At 62.8% G+C, this 19,948-nt stretch carries 17 protein-coding genes and 3 pseudogenes; 8 read left to right on the plus strand and 12 right to left on the minus strand.

Annotation, left to right across the window (positions count from 1 at the left end; translation table 11 throughout):
• Nucleotides 1–110 precede the first annotated feature (110 nt).
• The 6 genes and pseudogenes from tnpC (IEY58_RS33555) (at nt 111) to IEY58_RS33580 (ending at nt 4,744) form a co-directional block, all read left to right on the plus strand.
• Nucleotides 111–1,450 (plus strand): annotated as a pseudogene (gene tnpC / locus IEY58_RS33555) (IS66 family transposase).
• On the plus strand, nt 1,450–1,743 hold the full coding sequence (locus IEY58_RS33560) for a hypothetical protein (protein ID WP_189052554.1): 294 nt from the start codon (nt 1,450–1,452) through the stop codon (nt 1,741–1,743). The pseudogene tnpC (IEY58_RS33555) and the gene IEY58_RS33560 overlap by 1 nt, the downstream one beginning before the upstream one ends.
• 194 nt (nt 1,744–1,937) lie before the next feature.
• Entirely contained in the window at nt 1,938–2,384 is a 447-nt protein-coding gene (gene tnpA / locus IEY58_RS33565; RefSeq protein WP_189052555.1) for an IS66-like element accessory protein TnpA, read from the plus strand.
• A 5-nt stretch (nt 2,385–2,389) separates the two neighbouring features.
• A complete protein-coding gene (gene tnpB, locus IEY58_RS33570) occupies nt 2,390–2,734 on the plus strand; it encodes an IS66 family insertion sequence element accessory protein TnpB (RefSeq protein WP_407648473.1) in 345 nt (114 codons plus the stop codon).
• A gap of 58 nt (nt 2,735–2,792) precedes the next feature.
• A complete protein-coding gene (tnpC, locus tag IEY58_RS33575; RefSeq protein WP_229744163.1) occupies nt 2,793–4,463 on the plus strand; it encodes an IS66 family transposase in 1,671 nt (556 codons plus the stop codon).
• Nucleotides 4,460–4,744: a barstar family protein gene (locus tag IEY58_RS33580; protein WP_189052557.1), complete on the plus strand. Its 285-nt coding sequence runs from the start codon at nt 4,460–4,462 to the stop codon at nt 4,742–4,744. The genes tnpC (IEY58_RS33575) and IEY58_RS33580 overlap by 4 nt, the downstream gene beginning before the upstream one ends.
• A 37-nt stretch (nt 4,745–4,781) precedes the next feature.
• Here IEY58_RS33580 and IEY58_RS33585 read toward each other — a convergent pair whose 3' ends face one another.
• The 8 genes from IEY58_RS33585 to IEY58_RS33620 all read right to left on the minus strand — a co-directional run bounded on the left by IEY58_RS33585 (nt 4,782) and on the right by IEY58_RS33620 (nt 14,899).
• Entirely contained in the window at nt 4,782–6,212 is a 1,431-nt protein-coding gene (locus IEY58_RS33585) for an IS4 family transposase (protein WP_229744164.1), read from the minus strand.
• 196 nt (nt 6,213–6,408) lie between these two features.
• Nucleotides 6,409–7,326 carry a methylisocitrate lyase gene (gene prpB, locus IEY58_RS33590; RefSeq protein WP_189052558.1) on the minus strand — a complete coding sequence of 306 codons (918 nt, stop codon included), beginning with the start codon at nt 7,324–7,326 and terminating at the stop codon, nt 6,409–6,411.
• 10 nt (nt 7,327–7,336) lie between these two features.
• Nucleotides 7,337–8,506 carry a bifunctional 2-methylcitrate synthase/citrate synthase gene (prpC, locus tag IEY58_RS33595; protein WP_189052559.1) on the minus strand — a complete coding sequence of 390 codons (1,170 nt, stop codon included), beginning with the start codon at nt 8,504–8,506 and terminating at the stop codon, nt 7,337–7,339.
• A 10-nt stretch (nt 8,507–8,516) separates the two neighbouring features.
• Nucleotides 8,517–10,076, minus strand: coding sequence for an MmgE/PrpD family protein (locus tag IEY58_RS33600; RefSeq protein WP_189052560.1), 1,560 nt, complete (start codon nt 10,074–10,076; stop codon nt 8,517–8,519).
• 114 nt (nt 10,077–10,190) lie between these two features.
• Nucleotides 10,191–11,027: an alpha/beta fold hydrolase gene (locus tag IEY58_RS33605; RefSeq protein WP_189052561.1), complete on the minus strand. Its 837-nt coding sequence runs from the start codon at nt 11,025–11,027 to the stop codon at nt 10,191–10,193.
• A gap of 152 nt (nt 11,028–11,179) precedes the next feature.
• Entirely contained in the window at nt 11,180–12,643 is a 1,464-nt protein-coding gene (locus IEY58_RS33610; protein ID WP_189052562.1) for a carbohydrate porin, read from the minus strand.
• Nucleotides 12,644–12,859: 216 nt separating this feature from the next.
• Nucleotides 12,860–13,609 carry an SDR family oxidoreductase gene (locus tag IEY58_RS33615; RefSeq protein WP_229744165.1) on the minus strand — a complete coding sequence of 250 codons (750 nt, stop codon included), beginning with the start codon at nt 13,607–13,609 and terminating at the stop codon, nt 12,860–12,862.
• Between the two features lie 144 nt (nt 13,610–13,753).
• Nucleotides 13,754–14,899 carry a Gfo/Idh/MocA family protein gene (locus IEY58_RS33620; protein WP_189052564.1) on the minus strand — a complete coding sequence of 382 codons (1,146 nt, stop codon included), beginning with the start codon at nt 14,897–14,899 and terminating at the stop codon, nt 13,754–13,756.
• Between the two features lie 850 nt (nt 14,900–15,749).
• Here IEY58_RS33620 and IEY58_RS33625 point away from each other — a divergent pair.
• Together IEY58_RS33625 and IEY58_RS33630 are read left to right on the plus strand one after the other, a co-directional pair.
• Nucleotides 15,750–16,910, plus strand: coding sequence for an acyl-CoA dehydrogenase family protein (locus tag IEY58_RS33625; RefSeq protein ID WP_189052565.1), 1,161 nt, complete (start codon nt 15,750–15,752; stop codon nt 16,908–16,910).
• A gap of 183 nt (nt 16,911–17,093) precedes the next feature.
• Nucleotides 17,094–17,411, plus strand: coding sequence for a putative quinol monooxygenase (locus IEY58_RS33630; RefSeq protein ID WP_189052566.1), 318 nt, complete (start codon nt 17,094–17,096; stop codon nt 17,409–17,411).
• Between the two features lie 237 nt (nt 17,412–17,648).
• Here the strand turns inward: IEY58_RS33630 and IEY58_RS34540 are convergent, their stop codons facing one another.
• From IEY58_RS34540 to IEY58_RS33645, 4 genes and pseudogenes are all read right to left on the minus strand, one after another.
• A complete protein-coding gene (locus IEY58_RS34540) occupies nt 17,649–17,888 on the minus strand; it encodes a hypothetical protein (protein ID WP_229744166.1) in 240 nt (79 codons plus the stop codon).
• A 93-nt stretch (nt 17,889–17,981) separates the two neighbouring features.
• Nucleotides 17,982–18,399: pseudogene (locus IEY58_RS34545) on the minus strand (methyl-accepting chemotaxis protein); the annotation flags it as partial.
• A 118-nt stretch (nt 18,400–18,517) separates the two neighbouring features.
• Nucleotides 18,518–19,298, minus strand: a pseudogene (locus IEY58_RS33640) (IS5 family transposase).
• Nucleotides 19,299–19,345: 47 nt separating this feature from the next.
• Entirely contained in the window at nt 19,346–19,840 is a 495-nt protein-coding gene (locus IEY58_RS33645) for a hypothetical protein (RefSeq protein ID WP_189052570.1), read from the minus strand.
• Nucleotides 19,841–19,948 lie beyond the last annotated feature (108 nt).

The raw sequence follows: 19,948 nt of genomic DNA on the forward strand, positions 1-19,948 counted from the left end.
CATCGACTGGCGGAACCCGCGCCACACTTGGCGGCCGACCAGCGCCGGATAGGCCGGTCGGCTTCATTTTCCAGACGCGAACGGGCCGGATTCATGATTCACTTCTGGTCATGGACGCCGATCTTGCAGCCCTGCCGGACGACCTCGATGCGCTGAAAGCGGCGCTGGTAATCGAGCGCGTGCAACGGCTGGAGGCGGATGCGCACTTGGCTGTGGCACAGGCCAAAGCGTCCGAAGACGCGGCCTTGATCGCGCACCAGAAGCTGCGGATCGCCAAGCTCGAACAGCAGATCTACGGTCCTCGCTCGGAGCGTTCGGCCCGGCTCATCGATCAGCTGGCGCTGCAGTTCGAAGAGCTGGAAGCGGGCGCCACCGAGGACGAACTCGCCGCTGAAATCGCGGTCGCCAAGGCCACGACTGTGGCGGGCTTCACCCGCAAGCGTCCCGACCGAAACACCTTCCCCGAGCATCTGCCGCGCGAGCGCGTGGTGATCGATCCGCCGGTGGCCTGCGACTGCTGCGGCGGCACGCGGCTGCGCAAGCTGGGCGAGGACGTGACCCGGACCCTGGAGGTGATCCCGCGCCAGTGGAAGGTGATCGAAACAGTGCGGGAAAAGTTCACCTGCCGGGATTGCGAGAAGATCAGTCAGGCGCCGGCGCCGTTCCACGTGATCCCACGGGGCTGGGCGGGACCTAGCCTGCTGGCCATGATCCTCTATGAGAAGTTCGGCCAGCATCAGCCGCTGAACCGGCAGACCGAGCGCTACGCGCTGGAGGGGGTTCCGATCAGCCTATCGACGGCGGCCGACGCCATGGGATCGAGCTGTACAGCACTGGCTCCGCTGCTGCGGCGGGTCGAGGCCCACGTCATGGCGGCCGAACGGCTCCATGGCGACGACACCACCGTGCCCGTGCTGGCCTTGGGCAAGTGCGATGTCGCGCGATGCTGGGTCTATGTGAAAGACGACCGGCCGTTCGGTGGCTCGGATCCGCCGGCGGCGATGTTCTATTACTCGCGCGATCGAAAGGGCGAGCATCCGCAGGCGCATCTGGCCAAGTATGGCGGCATCCTGCAGGCCGACGCCTTCGGCGGCTACACCAAGCTCTATGAGCCTCAACGGAATCCTGGGCCGATCGCGGAAGCGGCCTGCTGGGTCCATGCCCGGCGCCCGTTCTTCGCCATGGCGGACCTTGAGGAGAACGCGCGCTGCGCGGCATCGCATTGGGCAGAAAGTCGTGGCTGTTCTGCGGCTCCGACCGTAGCGGCCAACGAGCTGCCGCCATGTATAGCCTCATCGTCAGCGCCAAGATGAACGACGTCGATCCCCAGGCATGGCTCGCCGATGTGCTCGCCCGCATCGCCACGCATCCGGTTCACCGCCTCGACGAGCTGCTACCCTGGAACTGGAAGACGGCTCGACAGCAAGGCCTTGCGACACAGGCGGCGTGATGGGGCACGTCAACAAAGTCAGCCACGTGTTCACCATCAGCCATGTCGCCGAGATGCTCGGCGAAGACGAGGACTGGCTGTGGGACGTCGCCGATGACATGGACACCGAAGACGGCCAGCTATGGGTCGTCGGCGTCGGCGAACACGGAGTGATGGCGTTCACCGACCACGGCATCGATAACCTCAAAGAGCTGGTCGAACTCCACAAGGCCGCCCCCTGGATCATCGAACAACGCCGCCAAGTCCTCGCCGCGACCACCAAACCGAAGGACAAAAAGCCCGACGAGGCTTAACCGTTAACCAGACAGACCGGTGCGACGGCGGCCTACGCCGCATGCTTACGACATGCCCGGATGCGGCGCGATTTAATCCGCGCGATAGGGATATACGGTAAGCGCTCGGCCTGCACCGTGTTGCACTGACCGGATCGCGCCCTGATTCTGCGGTTCTGGAGACTCCTTCTGTAGCCTCCAGAAGGAGGATTGGAGTGACCGCAGTCGAAGTCATCGATCGCGTTGAACGGCGCCGGAGGTGGAGCGAGGCTGAGAAGGTAGCGCTCCTCGCCGAGGTGGATGCGTCGGGCGGCAAGGTCGCCGTGGTCGCCCGGCGACACCGGATCTCGGAGAGCTTGCTCTATAACTGGCGCGCGGCCGTGAGGGCTGCGGCATCGATACCGCCAGTCCCCGAGCCAATGGAGTTCATGCCACTCGGCGTGTTTGGCCGTGCCGAGGATGAAGGCCAGGCGATGATCGCGGCACCGGCACCCGTCGCGCCCGAGCAACCGAAGCCGCCCCGACCGTCCCAATCGTCGATGGACGATCGCCCTGGCCTGATCGAGATCGATTTGCCGAGCGGCGCCCGAGTTCGCGTCGATGCCTTCGTCAACCAACGGGCGCTGCACCGGGTTCTGGCCGCGATGAAGGACGTGTTTTGATCGGCATGCGGCCGGGAACGAAGGTGTTCCTCGCCTGCCAGCCGATCGACCTCAGGAACGGCTTCGACGGGCTGTCGGCCAAGGTCCAGGCGGTGCTGCGCCAGGACCCGTTCAGCGGCCATCTCTTCGTGTTCCGGGGCAAGCGCGGCGATTATTTTAAGGCGATTTACTGGGATGGCTCCGGCATGTGCCTGTTCGCCAAGCGGCTGGAGAAGGGCAAGTTCGTCTGGCCGCCGCTGGTCGATGGTGGGCTGATGCTGACCCCGGCGCAATTGGCGCTGCTGATCGAGGGCATTGATTGGCGCCGGACCGTGGCACCGGAGCCGACGGCGGCGCCGAGCCTCATCTAAACGCGTTGATTCGCCTCACGATTCTGGCTCTATAACCATGGATTTGGTATGATCGGCCATGTCGCTCGACACGGCCATCCTCCCGTCCGATCCCGAGGCGCTTCGTGCTTTCGCGCTCGCTTGCCAGGCCGAGTTGGCGGCGGCGAACTCGACGCTCGATATAACCAAGGCCGAGAGAGACGCGGTCACCGCCGAGCGGGATGCCGCCGCCGCCGAACTGCGCGCGGCGAAGGCGGCGGTGCTGTTCACCCGGCTGGAGATCGAGAAGCTGAAGATGCAGCTCGCCAAGCTGCGCCGGATGCAGTTCGGGCAATCTTCCGAGCGGCTGAACCGGCAGATCGAGCAACTCGAACTGCAACTGGAAGAGCTGGAGACCGTCGAGGCCCAGGTCGAAGCGCAGGCCGAGGCCTCGGGCCAGGTCTCAACCCGGCCGGAGCGGATGAGGCCGAAGCGGCGGCCGTTGCCCGATCATCTGCCGCGCCAAGACATCCTGCACGAACCGGCAGACGCCTGTACCTGCTCGGCCTGCGGTGCCGGAATGTCGAAGCTCGGCGAGGACGTGACCGAGGTGCTGGACTATGTGCCGGGGCGCTTCCAGGTGCTGCGCCATGTCCGGCCGAAGTATGCCTGCCAGCGCTGCGACCGGATCACCCAGGCTCCGGCACCGGCACTGCCGATCCCACGCGGTCGGCCGAGTGCCGCACTGCTGGCCCATGTCCTGGTCGCGAAGTATTGCGATCACCTGCCGCTCTATCGGCAGAGCGCGATCTATGCCCGGGACGGCGTCGATCTCGACCGCTCGACCCTGGCGGATTGGGTCGGCCAAGCGGCTTGGCTGCTCGATCCGATCGTCGAGAGCATTCGGGCGCATGTGTTTGCCGCCGAGAAGATCCATGGCGACGACACGCCCGTCCCGGTGCTGGCGCCCGGTACCGGCAAGACCAAGACCGGCCGCCTCTGGGTCTATGTCCGAGACGATCGGCCGTTCTGCGGCACGGCGCCACCGGCGGCCGCGTTCTTCTACAGCCCCGACCGCAAGGGCGAGCGACCGCAGGAGCATCTGAACGGCTTCACCGGCTTCCTCCAGGCCGATGCCTACGCGGGGTATGACGCGCTCTACGATCCCGGACGAGCGGAGCCGGGGCCGATCATCGAGGTCGCCTGCTGGGCGCATTGCCGCCGGAAGTATTTCGACGTATGGGAAGCGACCAAGTCGGCGGTCGCCAAGGAGGCGCTCGACCGGATCGCGGCGGTCTATGCGATTGAGGCCGAAGCGCGCGGCAAACCCGCCGCCGAGCGTGTTGCGGTCCGGAGCAAAGCCGCGCCGCTGATCGATGGCTTCTTCGAGTGGGGCACGGCAACGCTCAGCAAGCTGTCGGCCAAATCGGCGCTGGCTGAGGCGTTCCGCTACACGCTGAAGCGGCGCGCGGCCCTGGTGCGGTTCCTCGACGATGGTCGCCTGGAGGCGGATAACAACAGGGCCGAGAACTGCCTGCGCGGCGTCGCACTCGGCCGGAAGAATTGGACCTTCGCGGGTAGCGACGCCGGTGGCGAGCGTGCTGCTGCGATCTACACCATAATTGAGACGGCGAAGCTCAACGGAATCGACCCTGAGGCCTATTTGCGCGATGTCCTAGGAGGCATCGCCGACGGCCATCCCATCAGCCGGATTGCTGTACTGATGCCATGGGTCCGGCGAGAGCGGTTGGGAGATCTTGGGATAGAATGAAAGAGATTAGCCTCAATGCCTCGGATTGGCGCCAGCAGAGTGATTTTTACAACGCCCTTCTTCCCGGCCTCGGCGCGCCATCCTGGCACGGCCATAATCTCGATGCGCTCAATGACAGCATCGGCGGCGATATGAATGCGGTGAAGCCACCATTTCAAATCAGGATCACAAACACGGCGTCGATCCCGCCGGATCTGTGCGGGTATCTACACCGGTTCGCCGAACTGGTCACCGACCTGAGGACACGAGATAACCGAGAGGTCCACTTGATCCTCGATTAGCAGACGGTCTCCAGCGGCTTGCAATTACCCATAGATTTCAAGTTCGGGCGATTTCGGCGCCGAGTAGGATATCGTTGAGTCGCCGCAGACCGCGCCAGATGACGGTATTCCCCGGCGGCGGGTCGGCCGCCCGTGCGAGGTAGCCACCGAGCCTGGCGAGCTTTGTGAGATAACATACCAAGGTTTTCGGTTCGGCAGCTCGATTGCCGACATCGCTGACGAGGCGATCGAGGATCGAGATCTCGGACTTGGTGAGCGCGAGCGTGGGCTGTGCTGCCGGTGCCGTTCTGGCAATCATCGTCAGCCAGAGAACCCGCCAGGCGATGATGCAGAACACGGCGACCAAATTGGCAAGCCGATCGGCCGTACGCAGCTTGGCGTCTTCGGCACGGCAGCCGGACTTGAGCACTTTATGGAAGGTCTCGATTTTCCAGCGCATTGCGTACCAGCCGATCTTTTCGATGACCTGCTCTCGATCCTTAACTTCGAAGTCGGTCAAAAGCTTCCATGTGACCGGCTTGCGGCCGGTTGGAGGCTCGACCTCCACGGCATGGATGACAGTCAAGGCAAGTGAGGGATATCGCTTCTGCTTGCCGATCGGCGGCAACACCTGAATGCGTTTGTACCTCAAGTCCAAAGTGACCTTGACGACATTGTCGGTGCCGTCACGCACATCGACGACGTGTTGGCCGACCGTTTCTGCGTCGCGCATTTCGGCCGCGATGGTGGTGTCTCCGTCCCCTGCCAGGCGATCGACGACCGTACGCACGACGAAGTGCGTGCCCAGTTCTTTCGTCAGGCAATACAGCTCGTAAATGTCGCTTTCCCGATCGCCGACGTGAACGCAGCGGCCCGGCTGATCCAACAGATCCACGGACTGACGGAGATTGTCGAGCCAGCGGATGCTTTCCTTCGCCTCGATGGGGACGCGCGTCGGATTGATCTTCCGCTTCAATCGGGCCGTGCCCTTGAACTTGTCGCGGTTCCAGAACTTTATCGCCGACAATCCCAACGGCAAGCCTTCCGTCGTGACGGCCAGGCTCGAATGCATCAGGATCCCGCACAGGGCGTGATGGCGTAAGCGGCCTTCCTTGTCACGGCCACTGTTGACGCTTTTGGTGAACCCGATGGCTCGCGGATCGCGGCGCTGATAGGTGAACTCGGTCGTGTCCTGCAACAGCAGCACCGGGCCGCCGCATGCATCGTATCGCTGGCGGGTGGCGAGAAAATGCCCGCTGAGAATGTCGGCCTCCTCGACCTTCGGATTCGCGAAGAACCGGTAGGCAGCTTTGGTGTTCGCCCAATCCTGGCAGGCGAAGGGGATCGAACTGCCCATCCCAGCGCTCAGTTGCCTGACCAATTCGGCGCAGCGCCGCCCCAACCGGACGTCCTTGAAGGCCGTCTCATCTATCTCCCGCATACTCCAATGGTTCGATCCATCAATCCGATCACCCTTGGAAACTGTCATCGAGCACCACCCTTCGGCAAGCAGGTGCTCTGCACAGAATCATAGCCAGCCCAGGCCGCTCAACTTCACGGATACTCCGACTCGGTATTGACTCAGTCACTTATGGGTAATTGCAAGCTCCAGCGGACGCGTACGATATACGCCCTGTCCAATGTCCTGTGGCAGACGCCGCTCTGGTCCCGGGCATCGAGCAGGCTTAGCCGGCGGGCATCCTGGGGATGACCGTCTCGACGATGGACGCATCGAGCGCCTCGTAGGCGTGGAGCCCGATGGTCGCATAGAGCTCGGCCCGGGTCTGCATGGCGTCGACCATGCCATGCGTGCCGCCGTCGCGCCGGATCGCGGTATAGAGCTTTTCCTGCGCCTTGTTCGCGACGCGCAGCGACGAGACCGGCCAGATCACCATGCGGTAGCCCATGGCCTCAAACTCGCCGGCCGTGAAGAACGGCGTGCGTCCGAACTCGGTCATATTGGCGAGCAGCGGCACGCCAGGCATCGCGGCAGCGAAGGCTCTGAACATCTCGGCGGTGTTGAGCGCTTCGGGAAAAATCGCGTCGGCACCGGCCTCGACATAAAGCTTCGCGCGCGCCACGGCGCCCTCGAGACCCTCGCTTGCGGCCGCGTCGGTCCGAGCGACGATGTAGAGATGCCGGCGCGCCTTCGCGGCCGCAGCGACCTTGGCCGCCATGTCGTGCGCGTCGGCCAGCTTCTTGTCATTGAGGTGGCCGCACTTCTTGGGCAGCAGCTGGTCCTCGATATGAACGGCACCAGCGCCGGCCTCCTCGAAGCTGCGGACCATGTGCATGACGTTGAGGGCCTCGCCATAGCCGGTGTCACCATCGACCAGGACCGGCAGACCGCTCGACCGCGCCACCTGGCGGATGAAGAAGCCCACTTCGTCCACGGTGATGACGCCCAGGTCCGGCAAGCCCATCGACGCGGTCATCGCAGCGCCGGAGAGATAAAGCGCCTCGAAGCCGGCGGCCTTGGCCTGCAGCGCCGCCATGCCATTGTGCGTTCCGGGGATCTGCAGGATGCCCGGGCGATCGAGCAGCCGGCGGAAGCGCAGGCCCGCTGGTTCATCCGGCAGATCGTTGGCAACAAGATAGGGCATGGGCTGCTCCTCAGGCCGCCGCTGACGGGCGCGTGGTACCGCCGCGCTCGGCGAGCGGCACGAACGGCAGATCCTCGGGTCCGACATAGTTTGCCGACGGCCGGATGATCTTGTTGTCGATGCGCTGCTCTATGATATGCGCCGACCAGCCCGCCGTGCGGGCAATGACGAACAACGGCGTGAACATCTCGGTCGGCACGCCCATCAGGTGATATGAGACGGCGCTGAACCAGTCGAGGTTCGCGAACATCCTCTTGGTCTCGGCCATCACTGCCTCTATCCGGTCGGCGATCTCGAACATCTTCATGGCGCCGGCGTCGACGCTGAGCCGACGCGCCACGCCCTTGATCACCTCGTTGCGCGGATCGGCGACTGTATAGACCGGATGGCCGAAACCGATCACGACCTCCTTCGCCTCCACTCTGCGGCGGATGTCCGTCTCCGCCTCGGCCGGATCTGCATACCGCTTCTGGATCTCGAACGCGACCTCGTTAGCGCCGCCGTGCTTCGGGCCGCGCAGCGCGCCGATGCCGCCGGTGATCGCCGAATAGATATCGGCGCCGGTGCCGGCAATCGATCGCGCCGTAAAGGTCGAGGCGTTGAACTCATGCTCCGCATAAAGGATGAGCGAAGTGTGCATCGCCCGGACATGCGTCTCGCTCGGCGCTATGCCGTGCAGCAGGTGCAGGAAATGCGCGCCGATGCTGTCGTCGTCGGTCTCCACCTCGATGCGGCGGCCATGATGAGCGTAGTGGTACCAATAGAGCAGCATCGAGCCGAGCGACGCCAACAGCCGATCGGCGACATCGCGGGCACCGGCATGGTTATGATCCGGCGCCTCGGGCAGCACGCAGCCGAACGTCGAGACGGCGCTGCGCATGACGTCCATTGGATGGGCCGCCGCCGGCAGGGCCTCGAGCGCCTGGCGCACCGCGAACGGCAGACCGCGCAGCCGGCGCAGCTTCGCCTTGTAGGCCGCGAGTTCGGTCACGGTCGGCAGCGTGCCGTGGACCAGCAGATGGGCGATCTCCTCGAACTCGCAGGCTTCCGCGATGTCGAGGATATCGTAACCGCGGTAATGCAGATCGTTGCCGGTGCGGCCGACGGTGCAAAGCGCCGTATTCCCCGCCAGCACGCCGGACAGCGCCACAGATTTCTTGGGCTTGACGATCTCGGTCATCGTGGGCTCCTCAGCCAAGGGATGCAGGGGATGCCGACCGGCCGCGCACCGGCCAGTCGAAGATGCCGTGGGCGGTGGCCGCGACGAGCCGCGCGGGCGGGATCTCGAAGCTCAATTGGGCAAGTGCCCCCGGCGTCAGGTGTCGCAGATTGTCGACCGCAGCCAGGAACCTGTCCTGTTCGGCCGTTTCGACCATGCCTTCGGTGAGCTCACGGAACTTCGCCACATAATCGGCGCGCTGCCAGGGCTTGGCGCCGAGCGGATGGGCATCGGCGACGGCGATCTCGTCCTCGATCACCGTACCGTCGGCGAGCGTCACGGTGACATGGCCGCCGAAAGCTTTCACCGCCGGATCGACCGCATGATAGCGACTCGTCCATTCCGGGTCCTCGACGGTGCGGATCTTGTGCCAGAGCGCTACGGTCTCGGACCGCGCTGCGCGTTCTGGCGCATAGGAGCGCTCGTGGTGCCATGCACCGTCTTCGAGCGCCACCGCAAAGATGTACATGATCGAATGATCGAGGGTCTCGCGGCTCGCCTTCGGGTCCATCTTCTGCGGATCGTTGGCACCGCTGCCGATCACGTAATGGGTGTGATGACTGGTACGGATCAGGACATCGCGGATTTGCGACAGGTCGCCGATCTTCGGACCGAGGCGGCGGGCCAAATCGATCAGCGCCTGGCTCTGATATTCCGCGGAGTGGGCCTTGGTGTAGGTTTCGAGGATCGCGCGCTTCGCTTCGCCCGGCGCGGGCAAGGGCACCTGGTATTCTGCCGAGGGGCCGCCGAGCAGCCAGGCGATGAAGCCGTCCTCGCCCTCATAGGCCGGCGATGGCGCGCCTTCACCGCGCATCACACGATCGACCGCCTCGATCGCCATCTTGCCGGCGAAGGCCGGAGCAAAGGCCTTCCAGCTCGAAATCTCGCCCTTGCGCGACTGGCGCGTGGTCGTGGTGACGTGCAGTGCCTGCTGCACGGCCTGGAACACGATCTCGGTCGGCAGATTGAGTGCCGCGCCGATGCCGGCCGCGGCCGAAGGCCCCAGATGCGCGATATGGTCGATCTTGTGTTCGTGCAGACAGATGCCCTTCACCAGGTCGACCTGGACCTCGTAGGCGGCTGCAAGGCCGCGCACGAGATCGGCGCCGGACAGCCCGCAATGCTGCGCCACAGCCAGCAGCGGGGGAATATTGTCGCCGGGGTGGGAGTAGTCGGCAGCGAGGAACGTGTCGTGATAGTCGAGTTCGCGCACGGCAACGCCATTCGCCCAGGCCGCCCATTCGGGCGAGACGCGCCGGGACGACGGCAGGCCGAACAGCGTGGCGCCGAGGCCCGCGCCGCCGGAGTGGGAATGGCCGAGCGCCTGCCCGCGGGCGGTCACGATCGGATGACGGTTGATCGAGGCTGCGGCGACGGCCGCGTTGTCGATGATGCGATTGCCGATCATCTCGACCACGGCGTCCTCGACCGGCACCGGGTCGGTGGCAACGGCAGCGATCTTCCACGCGAGCTGATCCTCGCGCTTCAGTGTCTCGGCGGATTTGTAGCTACGAACTTTATGCAGGATCACGGGCGTCAAACCTTCGGCACAGAGTGAATATGGGGAGCGTCGGCGATCGGGGGCGAAGCCGGCGGCGACATCGATGGCGCCATCGCAAGCCAGCCGCCGCAATTCGCGTTTTCGTCACGCCGCCAGGAAATTTCCGACCAGCTGGTTGAACTCTTCGGCCCGTTCCCACTGCGCCCAATGTCCGCAGTTCGAGAAGATGTGGAGATCCGCCTTCGGTATGCGTTTCAGCAATATGAAGGCCATGTCCAGGGGAAGAACTCGATCCTCCCGCCCCCAGATCAGCAGCGTGGGGTGCGGTAGCTTATCGAGGTCCGCCTTCCAGAGCTCGTTGTTCGGGTGGTGAGCTTGGCCGCGCAGCGGCGGGTTGCTCAAGGTCTGAGGCAGGGTCGCCGTCCGATACCTCTCCTCGACCAACTCGCGCGTGATGGTCGATCGATCGAACACCAGCAGATCCAAGACGCGCTCCAGCTTCTCCAGGGAAGGCCCATCCCCGTCGTAGAAGGTCAACATGCGCAGCAGGCCCTCCGACGGGAAGGTCGACGTCGCCGGCAAACTGCCACCGGGGCCCATAAGAACCAGCCTGTCGACGCGTTCCGGATGATCGAGGGCAAATCGGATCGACGTGCCGCCCCCGAGCGAATTTCCCACCAAGCTCGCCGTCTTCAGCCCGAGGGCGTCCATCAGTTCCAGCAGAGCATCGGCGAGAGTCGAAAAGATGCCGTTGGAATTGTCGCGGTGGTCGGAGCCGCCGAAGCCTGGAAGGTCAAGCACGACCACGCGGTTGCGCCCCGACAGCGCCCCGATGTTCCGCCGGTAGTTGCTGAACCCGTAGGCACCGGGGCCGCCGCCATGGATCAGGATGACGGCGCGACCTTCCCCCTCTTCTTGGTAGCAGATGCGTCCCTTCTTCGACTCGATGTACTTCTTCGGGAGGCCCGGATGGTCTTTCATGATGTCTCTCTTTCGTAGAAGTTCACAGGATCGCGCTCCCACGTTCGCTAATGCCTCGCCCACGTCTGCACGCCGGCACATGGCGTTTTAAGTCGCGATAACCGCGATTTTCGCGGAACGCTGCGCTTAGGTTCGCGAAGGACAGCAGTATCTCAAAATACCGTAGTCAAGCTTGCCTGAACCAGAAGAGCACTTCCTTCATTTCTGTACCTAACGCTGGCCGGATTGTCGGTATAGTTCAGCCCAAACTGCCCATACAGTCCGGGAATTAAATGGGCCAGATATGAAATTGAGTATGAATTGGCGGAAGAGTATCCTCCAGGCGCCGTGCCCCCCGAGACCAGGTTGAGATTGTCGAGGCTATTTGTCAGATATTTGCTGTAGTCCTGATGAAAATAGACGAACGAGAGCATATCCGCTGGGCGGCTTGCCAGAGGGCCGACCCAGTAAGCACGGCCTTCATAGTAGCTGGTTATTGCTGTCTTCTTCTCCGGCGCTCCCATGTATGTAAGACCTGCGTAGATACCCCTACGCGCCGAGGCTGCGGAGGACCGGTCCTGTTGCCACAGTTGCTGGTCCGCTAGCAGAAAAGCGCCCTCGTTACCTCGGATCTTCGTGGCCGGGTTGGAGCTGCTCAAGTTTTGGAATTCGGCGGTATTGTACATTCCGCCGCCTCTCACCCAAGTAAAGAGCGTTCCAGGTTGGGGCCTGTTCCTGTAGCCCAGTTCATCGATAAAGAACGTGCCGGTATTGGGAGGGGAGAATTTGAAGCCGGTCCGATTTTCAGAATATTCGTCGTAGAGCGGGTTGCCTGTTTTGCCGCTCACCACGCCGCTGACCCCAACGCCGGCTTTGTCGTAGAAATTTCCGTCCGCATGGAAGGTGAAGTTGGCGCCGGGGGTAGCGAAATATGATTCCCCCAGCAGAATATTGACCGACGATCCTGGCCCAAACGTATTGGCGAAATTTCCGCCGATCTGGGTGCCCATGTAACGGTAGGCGTTACTGAAATAACCTATCTCGATATCCAGCTTCTTGTTGAAGGCGGTTTGCCACCATTCCAAACCATTCAAACTGGCGGACGTCGGGAAAAAGCCCACCCATGAGGAAAGGCCCGCGCCGAGCGCGACCGCAATCTGCCCATCAGGCACGCCGTAGCGGCTCGTATCGAACGTAACGGTGGTTTGAGAAATAAAGACTGCGCTCGGCTTTTGGCCGAAATAGACTTGATTGCCGGCACACGCCGAAAATTTGCTGACGCAAGGTGCTACTGTGCCGAAAAAGGTATATTGACCAGGGACGGTGCGAGGCGTGCCCAAAGTATTCGCCGCGAAAGTGCCCTCCCCGATCGAGGAAAACCCGATGCCATATTTCGCGAGCGTCGTGCGGAAGCCTCCCAGGTTGCCGATCAATGAATCGTTGAACGATGGATACGGGATAGCCCAGCCTTTCGGCAGCAGAGTCGCATCCAGCGCTTTCAGCGCAGCCGCATCATTGTCTGCATCTTGCGCAGCGGCCGGAGCACTTATCAGCAGGGCAGAAAGAATGGCGCTTCTCAGCCCAAAGCGAGTTCTCTCTCCGCAAGCACGATATATTCCCCGCACAAAGATCTCCATGTGCCATCCTCCCTGTTTTTAGTGTTTTTAGGTATATTTCGCTCTACACCAGATATTAGCGGCGATTAATGCTCACTGAATTTTCAGCTAGCACCAAAAGTCACTTGTCAACCGAAGACCGCAGATCGTTATTTTACATTATGGATTCCGCAATTCCGGGCATGCTGATTTTCCGATTAGACCTTAGTGTTTGGTAAATTCATGCAATCACGAAAATCACAGCATTGTGCTTCCACCGTTGACACTGATTACCTGGCCGGTAATGAAGCGTGCTTCGTCACGCGCCAGATAGGCGATCGTAGAGGCAACCTCGTCTACATCCGCGGGGCGGCCTTTCGGAATGACGGCCTCCATCTTCGGTATCATCGGATGGCCTTGCGCACGCGCATTCGTGACGAGTGGGGTCTCGACCATGCAGGGCGCAACTACATTGACCGTGATATCGAGCGATGCGAACTCGCGGGCCAGTCCGGTCGCGATCGCGTGGACCCCGCCCTTCGCCGCGTTGTACATGGCATGATCATAGAGCCCGTTGCGGACCGAATCTGCGCCGACGTTGACGATCCGCCCGTACTTGCGCTCGACCATACCCGGCAAGACTTCGTAGCAGCTCCACACGGTCGTCCAAAGATTCCGGTCGATTGTCGCTTGCATGGTCTCGGGCGTGTGCTTGAGGAACGGCAGAATGACGCCGCCGCCCGCATTGTTGACCAAGATGTCGATTTTGCCGTGAGCATCGAGCGCAGCGGCGACCAGTCTTTGCACGCCTTCGCGGCGGCTGAGGTCACCGGAGACCGCAATCACGCGATCGCCCAGAGACGTTGCGCACGCCAACAGATCGGCCTCAACCACGTCGCCTAGAACCAATTGCGCACCCTCGGCGCGCAGGCGGCGAGTCACAGCCCGGCCTATGGGACTGCCGGCGCCGGTGACGATAGCAACCTTGCCCTCGAATTCCTGGCTCACGCGCATTCTCCCGGGCGCTCAAGATCGGCGACGGCAAGCGCTCTATGGCGCGGGTGAGCGGAGCGAATATATTCGACGGCCATGCGTGTATCCTCCAAGTGTCGGGACGCGCGAAGGTTTGCGCAGTCGCCCCTGTCGCGCTCTCTAGACAGTCGTGCGGGTGGTCTCGGCGCCCCATTGCCCAAGGGGGTCCCGGGTCATGCGCCTGCCGGTTTCCTCAGCCTTCTCGATGGCTGCCAGCAGCCGATGCAGCTTCACAGCGTGCTCAAAATCAGGAACGGCGGAGCCCCGGCCCCGAAAATGTGCCGCCGCCTTGGCGTAGAGGCGAGCAACGTTGCCGGACAGCGGGCTTGTCGGCCAATTCGAAGCGGAATGCGGCAATAGCTCGATCGGATGCAGCGACGTTTCCGAGCCCCGAGCGCCGGACAAGGAGAGCCGGGCGAGCTGGATCTGCCCCATCGGCGCAGTGAGGCGAAGATCACCCTCGGTGCCGTGGATTTCCCAGCTGAAGCCTACATCGCGCGCCATGCCGCCCCGCAAATGCAGCGAGAGAGGAATTCCGGATTCCAAGTGCCCGATGACCAGCACCTGATCGGGGCTTGTCATCGGGCACTCCAGACCCGTCTCGGCGATCCGGCTTTTGTCGCGCCGTTGAGCGATAATGGCGCGCACATCCACCAACTCTCCGAGCACGTATTGCAGCGCAGCCAGCGCTTGCCCGGCGGAGATCGTCAGCAAGGTCGTACCATTACGATGATCGAGGGCGTATGCATCCGCGGCGCCGGTCACGGCACCCCAGGGTCCGCCGGCGCCGACCATCGTGGTGGAGAGAACCTTGCCGACGAAACCTTCTTCCACGAGACTCAGGAGTTGCTGGATAGCAGGCGCGACGCAGGCCTGGAGCCCGATGACCGTGGGGATTCCGGCACGCGCGGCAAGACGCGCCAGGTCCTCCGCTTCGTCCAGACCGTTTCCCAACGGCCATTCGCAATACACCGGCTTGCCCGCCTCCAGGGCCGATTTTACGATCCCGTGGTGATGAGGGGTCTTCACCGTCACTGTAACGAGATCGATTTCAGGTGACGCGACCAGTTCGGCCACGTTGGAAAATGCACGAGGAATATCCAGCACCTCGGCCGCAACCGCGGCGCTATCGGCCCTGCTGTTGGCGACGCCCATAATGGCGTAGTCGGAAAGGAGCGCCCGCAGCGCAGGTACATGGGCAAGCTTCGCCCAACCTCGCTGCGCATTGAGGCCGACGATGCCGACATTCAGGAGGTCGTTCGCCATGCTCAAACCTTCACCGACTGGCACCGGATCACGATGCCGAACTCGCCATCGACTGGCCGGAACACATCGATGGCGTCAGCCAGAAGTGATTCTGAACCGCGGATAGCTGTGGGAGAGATTGCTGCGTTCAACTTTCCTCGCCTACAACGCGGCGACTCTCATGGCCACCTTTAGTTCGATCGTTCTACATCGTTCACGGCGTTGGTGCAATAGGATCACATCACCTAGATCCGCGCCGCCGCAGAATCCGCCAAAACGCAGCTAAATGGCTGAGAAATTCCGTAATCCTCATCGGGAAGATCGGAGGAAACGCTGCGCGCCGAACGCCGGTGCAGATCCAAAAAAGCAGTTCATGCGTTTCAATCCGCTAAAACGAACGCTGGTCGCACCGCCGATCGCTGGAGCGCATTTGTGAGAATCTTAGCCCATCATGTCCGCCGCGAAAGGCACGCAATCTCGTACCACGCGCCTCTCCACTCCGAGAGGTTTCGCGCAGGGCACTCCCCGCCCTGGCACGAGCCGGACGACCTCGGTCGTACGCCGTTCGAAGGAACATGCCGAACGTGATGTTCCATCGGCGGATGGCCGCACGCGCCCCTTTCCATGCTTCGGCGATAAAACGGTGGATTTATGCCTTGGAAATCCACCACCCACATGTCCAAGCCGTTTCGGCTCTCTCAGTTGAGGGAATTCGCGCTTTGTCACATCACGAACGAGAGACGTTGAAAGCATATGTTTTATATTGTACTTAGCGAAGGTACCGGCCCGGTTTGAAGGCCGCGATGCTGCCGGGGGACCCGGGTCTCCGACTTGGCGGGCACATAATTGAAGATCGAGAGGAGGATGCCGCATGGACGGTCGCGTGATGGATGAAGGCCTGTCGCTGGAGCACAAGGCCTTCCGCAACACCGTGCAGCGGTTCATCCGTGAACGCATGGATCCCTTCTGCCAAAAATGGGAAAAGGCGGAGAACGGGCATCCCGCGTCGCTCTGGCGCGAGGCGGGCGAACTGGGCCTCTTAGGGCTTCTGATCCCTGCGGAAGAAGGTGGCCCAGGCTGCGATCCGCTGTTCCCGATCTTACTGACCGAGGAAATCGCGCGATCCCCCGCCGGCGCCTCTCTTGGCAGCATTACTTTTGGCGCGGATCTGCTCACCTTGCTCCTCATCGAGTTCGGCACGCCCGAGCAGAAGGCGCGCTACTACCCGCGCATCCTCTCCGGCGAGGTCACGCAGTGCATCGGCATCTCCGAGCCGGATGCCGGTAGTGACGTCAATGCCATCACAACGCGGGCAAGGTCGGATGGCGACGATTTCGTCATCAATGGTCAGAAAACCTATATCTCGCACGGGATGCTCGCTGACCTCTGCTATCTGGTGGTGAAGACCGACGACGATGTCGAGCGCGGGCGCGGCTCGTTGACCATGCTCCTGATGGACCTGAACACCCCCGGCATCGAGCGTCGCAGGATGGATATGATCGCCGCCAAGGCATCGTCGACCGCCGAGCTTTTCTTCACCGACGTCCGCGTACCGAAGTCGACCATTCTCGGGAAGGAAGGCCAGGGCCTGGGAGCAAATATCTCGCAGTTCCTGCTGTTCGACCGGGTGTTGATGTCACTGCGCGCGATCGCGGCCGCGCGATATGCCTTCGATCTTACGCTCGATTATGTAAAAGAGCGCAAAGTATTCGGGAAGCGCGTGTTCGATTTTCAGAACACGCAATTCAAGCTCGGCGAACTCAAAACGAAGCTGATCGTCGCCGACGCCTTTCGCCGCGATCTCATCGCCAAGTTCATGAGCGGCATACTGGATCACATGACCAGCAGTGCGGCGAAGCTCTGGTGCAGCGAACACGAATATGCGGTAACGGACGACTGCCTGCAGTTGCACGGGGGCTTCGGCTGCGTCGCCGAATCCCCGATATCCAAGCTGTTCTCGTTCGCAAGGATCGAGCGGATCTACGGCGGCACCAACGAGATTCAGAAGGGCGCGATCGGTCGCAGTTTGTGACGATCGCCTTCGAATCGCTTCCGTATCGCCCCCTTCGGAACCCATTCGCCATCGATACTGGCGTACCTGAAACGGCCCCGGCCGTCCATGTCGGCCGCAGCCGATCGATATACGGCTTTTGCAAACATTTTCTGCTGGTTGGACACCCCGTCCCGCCAGGATCTGCCTTGGGAGAAGAAAGACATGACGAGCCATGAGAATCCGTCGAGCGAGTTGATCATCCTGGCCAACCTGGCGATCAAGCCCGATGCCTTGGATGCGTTCACCCAGGCCGCCCGTGACGCAGCCCTTGAAACACGACGCGAAGCCGGATGCCTCCGCTATGAAGTTCATGCGGACGCGAAACATCCGGAGAAGATCGTGATTTCGGAACGTTGGACTGACGAAGCCGCGCTTAACGAGCACCTGAAAATGCCCTACGCGAAGGCATTTATTGCCTCGCTGGGGCAGTTCCTCGCCGCCCCGCCCACGATCATGCGTCTGGCACCGTTGAAATTCTGAATGACCGCACTCGCGGTGGCGGGACGGCGATGGCAACCCAGTGCGCAGGCGGCTGCGCCTCGCACTGGCTCGACCACCAGATCGTGGGCTTGATAACGCTGAGGGACGCCGGAACCAAGCCGCTCGCGCTGGCGGGTCCGCCCTTCTCATGGAAGGACTCTACGTCGAACGGTACCAAGACGGCGTGCACGTCAGGCATAATCGGCGAGCGGAGCGCACCAGGCTTGCGCGCTCCCGTCAGGCGGCACGGATCTGGTTGAGGAGGCGCGTGATTTCCTGACGCAGGCTGTCGGACTGGCGACCGAGTTCGCCGGCGGCATTCAGCACCTCGCCGGCCGCGGCACCGGTCTCGCCGGCGCCGGCACTTACCCCACCGATATTTGCCGACACGTTGCTGGTGCCGCTCGCCGCCTCGACCGTATTCCGCTTGATGCGCTGGGTCGTGGCGCCCTGCTGCTCGATCGCCGCCGAGATCATGGTCGAGATGTCGCTGATTTCGGTGATCGTGCCGCCGATATGGTTGATGGCGCCGACCGCCTCCTGAGATCTCGCCGATCTGCTGAGCGATGTCGTCGGTGGCGTTCGCCGCCTGGGCCGCGAGGTTGCGCACCTCGGACGCCACGACCGCGAAGCCCTTGCCTGCCTCGCCGGCGCGCGCCGCCTCGATCGTGGCATTGAGCGCGAGCAGGTTGGTCTGGCCCGCGATCGCCTGGATCAGCGTCACCACATTGCCGATCTGCTGGGCGTCCGCCGCCAGTGCTTCGATGTCGACGCCGGCGCGCCGCGCATCTTCGACCGCCTTGCTGGCGATCTTGGCCGACTGGGCGACCTGCCGTCCGATCTCGCCGACCGACGAGGACAGTTCTTCGGTGGCCGACGCCACGGTCTGCACGTTCGCCGAGGTCTCCTCGGAGGCGGCCGATACGGCGCCGGCCTGCATGTTGGTCTCTTCCGCGATGGACGACATCGACTGCGCCGTCGCTTCCATCTCGTTCGCCGCCGAAGACACGCCATTGACCAACTCGCCCACTTTCGTCTCGAAGGTCTTGATGAGATCGTCGAGCCGCCGGGCGCGCCGGACCTTCGCTTCGTTCTAGGGCTGGGACTCATAACCAGTAACAGACGGCGGCAGCGATGCAGATCGCTGCGTGGAAGTTTGTCGCGAGGCGGTCATACCGGGTGGCGATGCGCCGGAAGTCCTTGAGCCGGTTGAACATGCGTTCGATGGCGTTGCGATTTCGATAGAGGTACGGCGAGAAGCAGTTCTTCCAGACGCGGTTGACCTTGGGCGGGATGTTCGGCGCGGCACCCTTCGCCTCGATCTTCTGGCGTACGGCATTGGTATCGTAGCCTTTGTCGCCATGAACCAGATTGGCGGTGGTCACCCGGTCGAGCAGTGTATCGGCGGCTACGCAATCGGCAACCTGCCCGCCGGTGAGCAAGAAGGCGATGGGACGGCAGTTCCGATCGGTCAGGGCGTGGATTTGGTTGTGCGACCGCCGCGCGAGCGGCCGATCGCCTGGTTCCGCTCCCCCCTTTTCCGCCCGAGGCGCAGCGATGCGCCTTCACGGCTGAAGAATCGATCAATACCTCGGCGGGCGGCCCGCCGGCCGTGGCGAGCGCATGGAACAGGTCCGACCAGACGCCCTTGGCCGCCCAGCGCTGGAAGCGGTTGTACAACGTCTTGCGCGGCCCATAGGCCGAAGGCGCGTCCTTCCATCGGCAGCCGGAGATCAGAACATGCACGATGCCACTGATGACCCGCCGATCATCGACCCGAGGCTTCCCACGAGTGTCCGTTGGCAGATGCGGCTCAAGACGCGCAAACTGAGTGTCGGTCAGCCAGAAAAAACCTTGATCCAAAAACGGTCCCCTTCCGAAGACCATGAATCACAGCCGCAAAGCCGTGGAAAGCCCCTTTATGGGTCCCGGCCCTAGGCCGCCTGCAAGGCCGCCAGGCGGTCGGTTTCGATCATGCTGTCCTTGAAGGTCTGCACGGCAGCGGCCATCTCGCCGATCTCGTACTTGCGGTCGCGGCCGACGATTTCGCCGCCATGTCGCGGCGCGCCAGGCGCCCCATGGCCGCCGTCATGCCGCGGATCGGCACGGCGATGCCCCGTCCAGTGACGAGCGCGATCACCGTGCCGGCCAGGATGCTCGCCAGGCCGACGACGATTGCGATAATGATCGTGGTTTCTAGCTGCTCGGATGCGCCGGCCATTGCGGTCGAGGCTGCATTGCCATATGCGGCGGCAAGCGGTTCCGACGATCAGCGCCTGGTCGTCCGACGCCTTGGGTCTGGCGACTGCCAGTTCCGCCTCGACTTGGCCGGCCCGCTCGGGCGCGGCCGCCTGTTCGGCACGCTCGGCCAGGAGCACCGCCTTCAGCGCTTCGAGATCGTCCGGCAGGGCGTCATGACGCGCACCCATGGCCGCAATCGAATCACAATCGCTGCCGAAGGCTCGGGGAAACGGAGCGGCGGCACCTATCCGGCGCAGCTCAGCCGGAAGGTGTGCCGCGGGTTTCGCCAGTCGATC

Origin of the sequence: Aliidongia dinghuensis, from assembly GCF_014643535.1 — a bacterium.
GTDB classification, from domain to species: domain Bacteria; phylum Pseudomonadota; class Alphaproteobacteria; order ATCC43930; family CGMCC-115725; genus Aliidongia; species Aliidongia dinghuensis.